This is a genomic window from Pseudomonas sp. EGD-AK9 (assembly GCF_000465935.2).
In the GTDB taxonomy this organism is placed as follows: domain Bacteria; phylum Pseudomonadota; class Gammaproteobacteria; order Pseudomonadales; family Pseudomonadaceae; genus Aquipseudomonas.
In genome coordinates, this window is the sequence record NZ_AVOF01000045.1 from 1 (window position 1) to 11,782 (window position 11,782).

10 protein-coding genes and 2 pseudogenes are annotated in these 11,782 nt (G+C 67.7%); 9 read left to right on the forward strand and 3 right to left on the reverse strand.

The annotated features are described in order from the left end of the window. From N878_RS02445 to N878_RS02455, 3 genes are all read left to right on the forward strand, one after another. On the forward strand, nt 1-1,382 hold a 1,382-nt coding region (locus tag N878_RS02445), incomplete at its 5' end, for a bifunctional diguanylate cyclase/phosphodiesterase (RefSeq protein WP_021442096.1). A 3-nt stretch (nt 1,383-1,385) separates the two neighbouring features. Then, nucleotides 1,386-2,237 (forward strand): DUF3034 family protein, encoded by an 852-nt coding sequence (locus tag N878_RS02450; protein WP_021442097.1) that lies wholly within the window; start codon nt 1,386-1,388, stop codon nt 2,235-2,237. Between the two features lie 2 nt (nt 2,238-2,239). Beyond that, on the forward strand, nt 2,240-2,659 hold the full coding sequence (locus N878_RS02455; protein WP_021442098.1) for a group 1 truncated hemoglobin: 420 nt from the start codon (nt 2,240-2,242) through the stop codon (nt 2,657-2,659). Between the two features lie 18 nt (nt 2,660-2,677). Here the strand turns inward: N878_RS02455 and lpcA are convergent, their stop codons facing one another. Both lpcA and N878_RS02465 read right to left on the reverse strand, forming a co-directional pair. Further along, a complete protein-coding gene (gene lpcA / locus N878_RS02460) occupies nt 2,678-3,265 on the reverse strand; it encodes a D-sedoheptulose 7-phosphate isomerase (protein ID WP_021442099.1) in 588 nt (195 codons plus the stop codon). 14 nt (nt 3,266-3,279) lie between these two features. After that, on the reverse strand, nt 3,280-4,569 hold the full coding sequence (locus N878_RS02465; protein WP_021442100.1) for a M18 family aminopeptidase: 1,290 nt from the start codon (nt 4,567-4,569) through the stop codon (nt 3,280-3,282). A gap of 243 nt (nt 4,570-4,812) precedes the next feature. On the opposite strand from N878_RS02465, the gene N878_RS02470 reads away from it, so the two are divergent. From N878_RS02470 to N878_RS02490, 5 genes and pseudogenes are all read left to right on the forward strand, one after another. After that, the gene (locus N878_RS02470; protein ID WP_021442101.1) at nt 4,813-5,238 is read left to right on the forward strand and encodes a hypothetical protein; all 426 of its coding nucleotides are present in this window, start codon (nt 4,813-4,815) and stop codon (nt 5,236-5,238) included. Between the two features lie 494 nt (nt 5,239-5,732). Further along, a pseudogene (locus tag N878_RS02475) lies at nt 5,733-6,587 on the forward strand (universal stress protein); the annotation flags it as partial. A 319-nt stretch (nt 6,588-6,906) separates the two neighbouring features. Then, a complete protein-coding gene (locus tag N878_RS02480; protein ID WP_021442103.1) occupies nt 6,907-7,794 on the forward strand; it encodes a LysR substrate-binding domain-containing protein in 888 nt (295 codons plus the stop codon). A 96-nt stretch (nt 7,795-7,890) separates the two neighbouring features. Next, nucleotides 7,891-9,009, forward strand: coding sequence for an agmatine deiminase (gene aguA, locus N878_RS02485; protein WP_021442104.1), 1,119 nt, complete (start codon nt 7,891-7,893; stop codon nt 9,007-9,009). 2 nt (nt 9,010-9,011) lie between these two features. Further along, nucleotides 9,012-10,097 carry an extracellular solute-binding protein gene (locus N878_RS02490; protein WP_021442105.1) on the forward strand — a complete coding sequence of 362 codons (1,086 nt, stop codon included), beginning with the start codon at nt 9,012-9,014 and terminating at the stop codon, nt 10,095-10,097. 15 nt (nt 10,098-10,112) lie between these two features. Here the strand turns inward: N878_RS02490 and N878_RS02495 are convergent, their stop codons facing one another. Next, nucleotides 10,113-10,724: a LysE family translocator gene (locus N878_RS02495; RefSeq protein ID WP_021442106.1), complete on the reverse strand. Its 612-nt coding sequence runs from the start codon at nt 10,722-10,724 to the stop codon at nt 10,113-10,115. A gap of 200 nt (nt 10,725-10,924) precedes the next feature. Here N878_RS02495 and N878_RS02500 point away from each other — a divergent pair. Continuing rightward, a pseudogene (locus tag N878_RS02500) lies at nt 10,925-11,782 on the forward strand (methyl-accepting chemotaxis protein); the annotation flags it as partial.

Sequence of the window (11,782 nt, forward strand, 5' to 3'; positions counted from 1 at the left end):
CCCTGGCCCGCAGCGACGAGCTGGGCCTGCTGGCGCTGGCGGTCAACGACATGCAGCGCGGCATCGCCGAGCGTGAGCGGCAGCTGGCGCACAACGCCCTGCACGACGCGCTGACCGGTCTGCCCAACCGCACCCTGGCGCTGGAACGGCTGGGCAGCGCGATCACCGCCGGGCGACCCACCGCGCTGCTGTACCTGGGCGTGGGCAACTTCGCCGCGATCAACGAGAGCTGCGGCCAGGGCGGCGGCGACCTGGCCCTGCAGCAGCTGGCCCGGCGCCTGCAAGCGACCCTGCGCCCCGGAGACAGCCTGGCGCGCCTGTTGGGCGACGAGTTCCTCCTGCTGCTGGAGCAGTGCGATGGCGACAGCGCGGTGGCCAGCGCCGACCGCCTGCACCAGCTGCTGCTCAAGCCGCTGCGCATCGGCACCCTGGACGTCGCCCTGGACTGCCGTATCGGCATCGCCGCCTACCCGGCCGACGGTGACACGCCGGACGATCTGCTGCGCCGTGCGCGCATCGCCATGCAGGACGCCGCCCAGCACCCCGGTCGCCTGCAGCTCTACCAGCAGGGCCGCGACGCCGCCCAGCAGCGGCAGATCCGCCTGATCCGCGACCTGCGCCACGCCGCCGCGCAGGGCCAGCTGCTGCTGCACTACCAGCCCAAGCTGGACATCCGCGAGGGCCTCGTGCGCCAGGCCGAGGCGCTGCTGCGCTGGCAGCACCCGCAGCTGGGCATGGTCTCGCCCGGCGAATTCATCCCGCTGGCCGAGCGCACCGGCAGCATCCAGCTGCTCACCGCCTGGGTCATCGAGGAGGCCATGCGCCAGTTGCAGGAATGGGACGGGCGCGGCGTCTGGGTGCAGCTGTCGCTGAACATCTCCACTGCAGACCTGCTCGACGCCGACCTGCCGGCGCGGGTCGGCGCGCTGCTGGCGCACTACCGGGTGGCGCCGGAGCAGCTGATCTTCGAGATCACCGAGAGCGGCGTGATGCTCGACCCCGAGCGCGCGCTGCAGGTGCTGCACGGCCTGCGCGGCTGCGGCATCGGCCTGTCGGTGGACGATTTCGGCACCGGCTACTCCTCGCTGGCGCAGCTCAAGCGCATGCCGGTGCAGGAACTGAAGATCGACCAGAGTTTCGTGCGCGAGCTGGACGACCACAGCGAGGACTCGGTGATCGTCCGCTCGACCATCGAAATGAGCCACAGCCTGGGCCTCAAGGTGGTGGCCGAGGGCGTCGAACTGGCGCCCAGCCTGAGCCTGTTGCAGCGCTGGCACTGCGACACCGCGCAGGGCTACCTGATCAGCCGGCCGCTGGCCGCCGCGGCCTTCGAGGCCTGGCTGGCGCAACCCTATCGTTCCCCCCTGGCCAAGGTGCACTGAAGCATGCGACTCGCCTGTCTGTCGGGCCTGTGCCTGTGCGCCGAGCTGGCCGCCGCCGGCGAAGGTCGCCTGCTGGCCACCGGCGGCGCCACCAGCCTGGAGGGAACCGCCGGCGGCGGGATCATGCCCTGGGCGGTGCTGGCCGGTTACGGCGAGCGCGGCGAATGGGGCGCGGACGTGTTCGCCACCCGCGTCGAGACCGGCGACTACCGCCTCGACGTGGCCGGTGTGGCGGCGGCCTACGGCAACCGCATCGAGCTGTCCTACGCGCGCCAGCGCTTCGACCTCGGCACCCTGGCGCGCGACCTGCACTTGCCGGACAACAGCCTCAGCCAGGACGTGCTCGGCCTCAAGCTGCGCCTGGTCGGCGACCTGATCTACGACCGCCTGCCGCAGATTTCCCTCGGCCTGCAGCACAAGCGCCAGCGCGACTTCCGGGTGCCCAGCCTGGTCGGCGCGCAGCGTCGCGAGGACAGCGAAGGCTACCTGGCGGCCAGCCGGCTGATTCTCGGCGGCGCCTTCGGCTACAACCTGCTGCTCAACGCCAACCTGCGCTACAGCCGGGCCAACGAACTGGGCCTGCTGGGCTTCGGCGGCGACCGCCGCGACCGCCATTCCTGGCTCAAGGAGGGCTCGGTGGCGGTGCTGCTGGATCGGCACTGGGCGGTGGGCATCGAGTACCGGGAAAAGCCCGACAACCTGAGTTTCGCCGGCGAGAGCGACTGGGCCGATCTGTTCGTCGGCTACTTTCCGAACAAGCACCTGGCCCTGGTGCTGGCCTACGCGCGGCTCGGCGAGATCGCCACGCTGGACCACCAGGACGGCGTGTACCTGTCCGTGCAGGGGAGTTTCTGAACATGCGCCTGGCCATGCTCTGCCTGCCGCTGCTGCTGGCGGCCTGCGCCCAGCAGGCGCCGCGCGACGACGGCCTGTACCGCGCCCTGGGTGCGGAGCCGGGTATCGTGCGGATAGTCGAGGGCATGCTGCTGGGCAGTGCGCGCGATCCGCGCATCGCCCGGCACTTTCTCGATATCGACATCGAGCGCCTGCGCGACAAACTCATCGAGCAGCTGTGCTTCGAGAGCGGCGGCCCCTGCGTCTACACCGGCGACAGCATGGAGGAGAGCCACAAGGGCCTGCGCCTGACCCCCAGCGATTTCAACGCCCTGGTCGAGCACCTGCAGGACGCGATGGACGCCGAGGGGGTGCCGACGCCGGCGCAGAACCGCCTGCTGGCGCGCCTGGCGCCGATGCGTGGGCAGGTGATCGACCGCTAGCGAGCGGGGCGCCCGGGTTCAGGCGTAGTTCTGCGGGCTGAGCTTGCGCTCGATCAGCTCGATGAGGATGTGCAGCACCTTGATATGCAGCTCCTGCACGCGGTCGGCGTAGTCGCCGCCGGGCGCGCAGATGCACACGTCCGCCAGGCTCTCCAGCAGCGAGCCGGGCTTGCCGGTCAAGGCCACCACCTTCACCCCCAGCGCCTTGGCCGCTTCGGCGGCCTTGACCACGTTGGGGCTCTTGCCGCTGGTGCTGATGGCGATCAGCACGTCGCCGGCGCGGCCATGGGACTCGATATAGCGCGAGAAGATGTGGTCGTAGCCGAAGTCGTTGGCCACGCAGCTGATATGGCTGGGGTCGCTGATCGACACCGCGGCGATGCCGGGGCGGTTGTTGCGGTAGCGCCCGGTCAGTTCCTCGGCGAAATGCATGGCGTCGCACATCGAGCCGCCGTTGCCGCAGGAAAACGCCTTGCCCTTGGCCTCGAAGCTTTCGATCAGCAGCTCGGCGGCCTGCTGGATATTGCCCAGGGTCTGCTGGTTGGCGAGGAAGGCCTCCAGCGCGCGCTGGGCTTCCTGCAGGCTGTTGCGGATATGTTCGATCATCGCGGGGCTCGCTCTCAGGGCAATTCGGGGCTGGAGTAAAACGCACTCAGCACTTTCACCAGGTGCTCCAGGTCGTGGCTGCCGGCCAGTTCGCGGATCGAGTGCATGGCGAAGGTGGGCAGGCCGATATCGACGGTGCGTACGCCCAGCTGGCTGGCGGTGAGCGGGCCGATGGTGGAGCCGCAGGCCATGTCGCTGCGCACCACGAAGCTCTGCACCGGCACCTCGTTCTCCAGGCACAGGTGGCGGAAGAAGCCGGCGGTCTCGCTGTTGGTGGCGTAGCGCTGGTTGCTGTTGATCTTGATCACCGGGCCGGCGTTGAGCTTGGGCCCGTGGTTGCCGTCATGCTTGTCGGCATAGTTGGGATGCACGCCGTGGGCGTTGTCGGCCGACACCAGCAGCGAACGCTGGATGGTCCGCACGAAGGCATCGCCCTCCGGCAGCACGCGGCGCAGTACCTGTTCGAGGAAGGGACCGTCGGCGCCGCAGGCCGAGCAGGAACCGACCTCTTCGTGGTCGGTGCAGACCAGCACGCAGGTTTCCTCGTCGCTGGAGTCGATCAGCGCCTGCAGGCCGGCGTAGCAGGACAGCAGGTTGTCCAGGCGCGCGCCGGCGATGAAATCCTGATTGAGGCCGACGATAGCGGCGCTCTGGGTGTCGTAGAAACTCAGCTCGTAGTCCAGCACCGCATCGGCATTGAAGTCGTGCTCCATGGCCAGCTGTTCGCTGAGCAGGGCGCGGAAGTCGGCGGTCTCGCTGCTGGCCAGTTGAGCGAGGATCGGCGGCAGCTCGTTCTGCGGGTTGATCGCCCAGCCCTGGTTGGCTTCGCGGTTGAGGTGGATGGCCAGGCTGGGGATCACGGCGATGGGCTGGTAGAAGTCGATCAACTGGCTCTCGACCTTGCCGTCGCGGCGGTAGGTCACGCGGCCGGCCAGCGACAGGTCGCGGTCGAACCAGGGGGCGAGCAGGGCGCCGCCGTAGACTTCCACGCCGAGCTGGAAGAAGCCCTGGCGCTGCAGCTCGGGGTTGGGCTTGACCCGCAGGCAGGGGCTGTCGGTATGCGCACCGACCAGGCGAATGCCGCCGTCGACGGCCGGGCGCTTGCCGAGCTTGAAGGCGATCAGCGAGGAGTCGTTGCGGGTCACGTAGTAGCGGCCGCCGGCCTCGGTGTGCCAGGGCGCGCGCTCGTCGAGGTGACGATAACCGGCCGCCTCCAGGCGCATGGCCAGGCTGGTGGTGGCATGAAAGGGGGTAGGCGAGGCGTTGAGAAAGTCGATCAGGCCTTGGTTCAGTTCTTCGCGCATAGGGACTCCGGGCAACGATGGCGCGAGTTTACCAATTTGCCTCGGCCTGTGCCGGCTGCGCGCTCGTTTGCGGGCGATAGTTCGCGTCTATCGCGCTACCGGTGCCGGTGATGCGCGCGGCCTAGGCGGCCCCGCGACAGCCTGCGGGGCCTGGCCGGGGTGCATCGCCGTGATCGATGGCTTGCCCGATGGCTTTCCCACGCCAATACTCAGACGGCATCCACCGCGCCCATGGAGGGCCTCATGCGTTCGCTGCCTATCGTTCTGCCGTTGTTGTTGCTGGCCGGCTGCTCGTCCTTTCGCGGCGACCCGGAACATGTCCGCCCGGTGCCGGCCGAGCGTCTGCTGGCCTTTCAGGAGGCCCGCGCGGGCAGCGCGCAGATCGTGGTCAATCGCGACTTCGGCATGCTGGGCGGCGGCTGCTACGTGGCCATCGAAGTGGATCGCCAGGTCGCCGCGCGCATCGGCGTCGGCGAGGTGGCGACCTTCCAGGTGCGGCCCGGCACCCGCGTGGTGGGCATCACCCTGGACAAGCAGGACGACACCCTGTGCAGCATGGGCCGCCTGCTGCGCGAGTTGGCGGTGCCGGTCAAGGCCGGCGAAAGCCATGCCTTCCGTATCGTCAGCCAGAACAAGGGCGGCTTCGATATCCTGCCCGAAACTCACTGACGCTGAGTCTGGCCTGGTGGGCTCGGGGCGTTTTCTCGCGCTTCGCCAAGTTATTTGACTTATTGTTTTTCCAATACTTCGTATAAGGACTTTTCTGCTTATGCGATAAATAAATTGGGTGTGCGACCAGCGGACTTGTCGGTCGTGAAAACAGTCACCAAAATACAAAGTTGTCGGGCGGGGTTATTTATCGCATTGACTTGATTGTCAAGGGCCGGTTCTTGGCGCAGCGTTCGGTAGCGTTACCCTATGCGCCAGCATTCGGTCGATCTCGTTTTGTCCACGCCATTGCAGGCGCGGAGCAATCTCGGCAGCAGTAGTGCGGTATTTGCCGCAGGGGTTCGGCGGTACTCTCGTTTCCTGCGATAGGGCAGCTTGAGCAGTTTCCACGATATCCGGTCAGAACACGGATTGCGAAAAGGACAAAGGAGTCGTATGGCTCTGTAAAGTTCATGAGGCCGGTATAAGTTAATTAAACTTACAGGACGCAGAAGATGCATACCATCCGAAACACATTGGTTGTGATGGATGTAAAGCAACCTGAACCAATAATACTAAATAGAGCTAAGTTGATTGCCAGTTCCACCCAGTCTCACCTGCACTTGCTGATTTGCGACAAAAAGAATGACGCCGATGCCCATCTGCAGGCGGTGGTGGACGACCTACGCCGTGAGGGTTTCAATGTCACTGGCGAACAGGTGTGGAGCCCGTGCGAGCACCGCACCATCATCGCCGTACAGCAGGCTCAGGGTTGCGGGCTGGTGATCAAGCAGCACCGCCCGGACAACCCGCTGCTCAAGACCTTCCTGCCGTCCGAAGACTGGAAGTTGCTGCGTCACTGCCCCTGCCCAGTGCTGATCGTCAAGTCGGCGACGTCCTGGCTCGGCGGCAGCATCCTCGCGGCGATCGACGCCGGCAACGAGGACATCAGCCACCGGCTGCTGCACGCCGGGATCGTCGGCCACGGCTACGATATCGCCCGCATGACCGGCGGTACCCTGCACCTGATGTCCGCCTATCCCTGTCCGCAGCAGATGGCGGGGGATCCGGTGTACCAGGTCAAGGAGAGCATTCGCTCGATGTATGTGGAACACTGCAAGGCGCTGCAGGCCGAATTCAATATCGAGGACGTCCGCCTGCATATCGAGGAAGGACCGGCGGAGTCGCTGATCCCGGCCATTGCCAGGCGCCTCGAGGTGGCGCTGTGTGTGATCGGCAGCGTGGGGCGCAGCGGTCTGAGCGGTGCGCTGATCGGCAACACCGCCGAGACGGTGCTCGACAGCCTGGACTGCGACGTCCTGGTGCTCAAGCCCGAGGATGTCCTCACCCATCTCGAGGAATTGGAGGCGCCGGTGGTGAATGTCGCGCTCAGCCAAGCGATCCACTCCTGGCCCTACAGTCACAGCCCAGCGGCGCAGGAGTCCCCCTCGACGCAGGCCGGCTGCGAGATACCGGCGCCGAGGGTGGCGGCTGCGTCTGTCAGATCACCAGAACTTTAGGGGTATTCCGCTCTCCAGCGCACGCTCGCCCCGGTCGGCGAGCGTAGCAACTGGCCATGGCAGAGCTTGCGGAGGCGCCGGGAGTAGGGGGGCGGGAGAGCCATGCGCAGCGCTTGCCGGCCTGTTTATCCTGAGCCAGGATGCGGCTTTTGCCGGAACCGGGATCGCCATGCGCCGCCTGCCTTCGCTCACCGCCCTGCGTACCTTCGAGGCCGCCGCGCGCCACGCCCACTTCGGCCGCGCCGCCGCCGAGCTGTGCGTCACCGACAGCGCGGTCAGCCACCAGATTCGCCAGCTGGAGGAGCAGCTCGGTACCGCGCTGTTCCAGCGCGAGGGCCGTCAGGTGCGGCCGACGGCGCAGGCGCGGCGTCTGTTGCACAGCCTGCAGCAGGCCTTCGAGCTGATCGGTGAGGCCTGCGACGAACTGCGCGACCCCGGCTCGCAGGCGCAGCTGCGCATCGCGGTGACCGTGGAGCTGGCGCAGAAGTGGTTGGTCGGGCGCCTGGCCGATTTCGCCGAACGCCACCCGCAGATCACCCTGCACCTGCACGAGCAGCCACTGGAGGCGCCCTTGCCCGGTGCCGAGATCGACCTGGCGATCACCTACGGCACCGGCCCCGAGGACGCCAGCGCCTACTTCGTGCGGCCGCTGCCGACCCTGCAGTTCTTCCCGGTTTGCAGCCCCGGCCTGTTCAACCAGCTGCCGCTCAAGCACCCGCGCGATCTCGCCCGCCACTGCCTGCTGCACGACGACCAGGACGGCAAGACCTGGACCGCCTGGTTGACCACCCACGCCGGCGACATCCAGCCGGCGCGCCACCTCTACCTCGGCCATGCCGGGCTGACCATGGAGGCCGCCGCGCGCGGTCAGGGCGTGGCCATCGGCGACAACCTGACCAGCGCCGAGGACCTGGCCAGCGGCCGCCTGGTGCGCCCGTTCGCCGCCCAGGTGGCCTCGCTCGGGCAGTACGCGCTGGTCTGCGAACGCCTGCGTCTGGATAAACCGGCGGTGGCCAGCTTCATCGAATGGTTCACCGATCAGCTGGCCGACCTGTGAATTGAATTCAGCTATCCCGCGATAATGGTCATTGGTCGCGGTCGCTCTGCCGCGGGTACTGTCGGCTCATCTCCAGCCACCGACGAGTACCTAGCAATGGCCCGTACCCTGACCTCCCTGCCCAAGGCCGACGGCTTCCGCCTGCCCGGTGAATTCGAACCCAAGGCCCGCTGCTGGCTCGGCTGGCCGGAGCGCCCGGACGTGTGGCGCAACGGCGGCAAGCCGGCGCAGAAGGTCTGGGTGGAGATCGTCAGCGCCATCGCCAGCAGCGAGCCGGTCACTGTGTGCGCTTCGGCGGCGCAGTACGCCAACGCCCGCCGCCAGTTGCCGGCCCAGGTGCGGGTGGTCGAGATGACCTGCAACGACACCTGGTTCCGCGACAGCGGCCCGGCCTTCCTGGTCAACGACGAGTCCGGCGAAGTGCGCGGCGTGGACTTCGAGTTCAACGCCTACGGCGGCCTCGATGGCGGCCTCTACTACCCCTGGGACAAGGACGACCAGATCGCCCAGAAGATCCTCGAGATCGAAGGCTATGCCCGCTACCGCGCGCCCTTTATCGCCGAGATGGGCGGCATCCAGAGCGATGGTCAGCGCACCCTGCTGACCACCGAGCAATGCCTGCTCAACCGCAACCGCAACGCCCACCTGGGCAAGGACGAGATGACCCGCCGCCTGCAGGACTACCTGGGCGCCGAGCAGGTGATCTGGCTGCCGCGCGGTTGCAAGTTCGATGAAACCGACGGCCATATCGACGACCTGGCCTGCTTTGTCCGCCCCGGCGTGGTGGTGATGCAGTGGACCGACGACCGCCGCGACCCGCAGTGGGAGATCTACCAGGAGGCCTACGACATCCTGCGCAGCACCCGCGACGCCCGTGGCCGCGCGCTGGAGGTGCACAAGCTGCCGCAACCGCGCGTACTGGAGTGGACGGCGGCCGAGGCCGAGGGCCTGGACCAGGACGACGCCACCCACACCCGTCAGGCCGGCACGCAGATCTGCGCCTCCTACATCAACTACTACGCCGGCAATTCGGCCATCGTCGTGCCGCTGTTCGGCGACGCCAACGACCGCATCGCCCAGGCCACCCTGGCCGAGCTGTTCCCCAGGCACCGCATCCTCGGCATCGAGAATTCGCGGGAGATCCTCCTCGGCGGCGGCAACGTCGCCTGCATCACCATGCCGCAATACGCCGCGTTCCAGCGCCAGGAGGTGTAGCCATGCGTCTGTCCGCACTCTGCATTGCCCTCGGCTTGTCCGCCGCCGCGCAGGCGGCGGAGCCCGCCAAGCAGGTCAATCTGTATATCTGGAACGAGTACCTGGCGCCGGACACCCTGGCGTCCTTCGAGGCCAAGACCGGCATCCGCGTGGTGGTCGATCACTTCGATTCGCTGGAAACCGTGGAAACCAAGCTGCTCACCGGCGGCAGCGGCTACGACCTGGTGCTGACCGCCGGCCAGCACCTGAGCCGGGCCATCGCCAGCGGCGCGCTGCAGGAGCTGGACAAGTCGCGCCTGCCGCACTTCGCCGGGCTGGATGCGGAGTTCACCGCGCACATGGCCACCTTCGATCCGGGCAACCGTTACGCCGGGCTGTACGTCTGGGGCACCACCGGCTTCGGCTACCAGCAGGAGGCCATCGCCGCGCGCATGAGCGACGCGCCGACCGGCAGCTGGGCGATGCTGATGGACCCGGCCGTGGTGGCGCGCTTCGCCGACTGCGGGGTGAGCTTGCTCAACGACCCCAACGAGGTGTTCGCCGCCGCCTTCCGCTACCTGGGGCTGGATATCAACCGGCAGAACCTCGATGACCTCAAGGCCGCCGAGGCCCACCTGGCCAAGGTCAGGCCGCATATCCGCTACTTCGACAACGACCGCAATATCAGCGACCTGGCCAACGGCAACACCTGCCTGGCGATGGCCTGGAACGGCAACGTCGCCATCGCCGCGGCGCAGGCCGAGCAGGCCGGTAAGGACTACCGACTGAGCTACCGCATCCCCCACGAGGGCGCGCTGATCTGGTTCGACGCCATGGTCATCCCGGCGGATGCGCCGCACCCCGAGGCCGGCCTGGCGCTGATGGACCACCTGATGAGCCCCGAGGTGATCGGTGCCATCAGCAACAGCATCTACTACGCCAACGCGGTGCCGGCGGCCGACGCCTTCGTCGACCCGGCGCTGCTCGCCGACCCCGGCACCTACCCGCCGGCCGAGCTGCGCGCCACGCTGTACAGCAAGAACGACAACGGCCGCGAGTTCAACCGCGCCCTGACCCGCGCCTTCAGTCGGCTGAAATCGGGCAAGTAGCGGCCCCTCAGCGGCTCAGCGGCTCAGCGGCAGGGCGGCGCCCATCAGCGCGAACAGGCCGCCGCAGCCGCGATTGAAGCCGCGGCCGCTGCGCTCCAGCCAGGGACGGATGCGCTGCGCCATGCGCGCCAGCAGGTATTCCACCAGGCCTTCGACCAGGGCGAAGGTCAGCGCCATCACCGCGAACTGCTGCCACAGGCTGCGCGCCGGGTCGAGGAACTGCGGCAGGAAGGCGCCGAAGAACAGGATCACCTTGGGGTTGGACAGCGCCGCCAGCAGGCCCTGGCGAAACAGCGCGGCGGCGGGTTTCTGCGCGCCCTGGCCGGCGACCGTCAGGTGCAGCGCCGGCGCCCGCCAGAGCTGGATGCCGAGCCAGATCAGGTAGGCGCCGCCGATCCACTTGAGCACCAGCAGGGCATCGGCCGAGGCCTTGAGCAGGGCGGCCAGGCCGAACATCGACAGGGCCATCAGCAGGGCGAAGCCGAGCACGCCGCCGAACACCGTCCAGCTGGCCTTGCGGTGACCGTAGAGCGCGCCGTGGGTCAGCGCCAGCAGGCCGTTGGGGCCGGGCGTCAGCGACAGGCCGATCACGGCGACGAGAAACAGCAACCAGGTATGCAGGGCCATGATGCGATCCAGGGCGGAGGGAGGGTGCTGCGAGTCTGGCCCAGCGCGCGTAGCGGGTAAAGGGAGGGCGGCAGGGCGTGAAGGTTTGCTGTAGTGGCACTTTGCTCGTGTCTAGCGTCGCTTTATTGCACAAGCGTGCTAGATTTCAGTCGCCAATAAGAACAAATCGCCCATTCGCGTGCCTGCCAGGGAGGCTTCTCATGTTCAGTCAATTCCATCTGCAAGCCGACCGCCTGATGCTCGGGGTGCTCTGGCTCATCACCCTGTATGCCTTCGGCCTGGCCTTCTGGCACGACACCTGGGCCGCCGCGCTGGTGATCGGCGGCGGCACGGCCTCGAGCCTGAGCCTGCTGTACCGGCTGATCGGCGGCAGCCGCGCCTACCGCTGCCTGATGGGCGTGGCCTTCATGGTGCTGGCCGCGCTGCATATCCAGCAGAGCCACGGCATGCTGGAGATGCACTTCAGCGTCTTCGTGCTGCTGGCCTTTCTGCTCTATTACCGCGACTGGCTGCCGATTCTCTGCGCGGCCGCGGTCATCGCCGTGCATCACGTGGCGTTCTTCGCCCTGCAGCAGGGCGGCGCCCAGGTCTGGGTGGTGCGCGGCGACGGCGGCTGGCCGGTGATCTTCATCCACGCCGCCTACGTGGTGGCGGAAACCCTGGTGCTGCTGGTACTGGCCGTGCACGGTGCGCGCGAGGCGGCGGCCAGCGAGGACCTGCAGCGCACCTCGGCGCACCTGCTGCGCGAGGGCGAGCCGGTCGATCTGGCCTACCGCAGCGGCGCTGGCAATCGCCTGGCGCAGCGCTTCAACCGCTTTCTCGGTTTGCTCGATCAACTGGTCAGCCGGGTGGTCGCCGCCGGCGGCGAGTTGCACGACACCAGCCGTCACCTGAGCCGCTCCACCGCCGAGCTGAACCAGTGCGCCGAGGCGCTGCTGGGGGCGACCGCGCAGATGGGCGGCGCCATCGAACAGCTGACCCAGGCCGTGGTGCAGGTCTCGGCGGATGCCGAGCACGCCGCGCACACCGCGCAGCAGGCCGACCGCGACGCCAGCGCC

What these genes read in the sequence shown, in the direction of transcription:
- N878_RS02465 (WP_021442100.1), bottom strand. Translation starts at nt 4,569, where the DNA reads ATGCGCGAAGAACTGAACCAAGGCCTGATCGACTTTCTCAACGCCTCG.
- N878_RS02455 (WP_021442098.1), top strand. Translation starts at nt 2,240, where the DNA reads ATGCGCCTGGCCATGCTCTGCCTGCCGCTGCTGCTGGCGGCCTGCGCC.
- aguA (WP_021442104.1), top strand. Translation starts at nt 7,891, where the DNA reads ATGGCCCGTACCCTGACCTCCCTGCCCAAGGCCGACGGCTTCCGCCTG.
- N878_RS02480 (WP_021442103.1), top strand. Translation starts at nt 6,907, where the DNA reads ATGCGCCGCCTGCCTTCGCTCACCGCCCTGCGTACCTTCGAGGCCGCC.
- lpcA (WP_021442099.1), bottom strand. Translation starts at nt 3,265, where the DNA reads ATGATCGAACATATCCGCAACAGCCTGCAGGAAGCCCAGCGCGCGCTG.
- N878_RS02450 (WP_021442097.1), top strand. Translation starts at nt 1,386, where the DNA reads ATGCGACTCGCCTGTCTGTCGGGCCTGTGCCTGTGCGCCGAGCTGGCC.
- N878_RS02470 (WP_021442101.1), top strand. Translation starts at nt 4,813, where the DNA reads ATGCGTTCGCTGCCTATCGTTCTGCCGTTGTTGTTGCTGGCCGGCTGC.
- N878_RS02490 (WP_021442105.1), top strand. Translation starts at nt 9,012, where the DNA reads ATGCGTCTGTCCGCACTCTGCATTGCCCTCGGCTTGTCCGCCGCCGCG.
- N878_RS02495 (WP_021442106.1), bottom strand. Translation starts at nt 10,724, where the DNA reads ATGGCCCTGCATACCTGGTTGCTGTTTCTCGTCGCCGTGATCGGCCTG.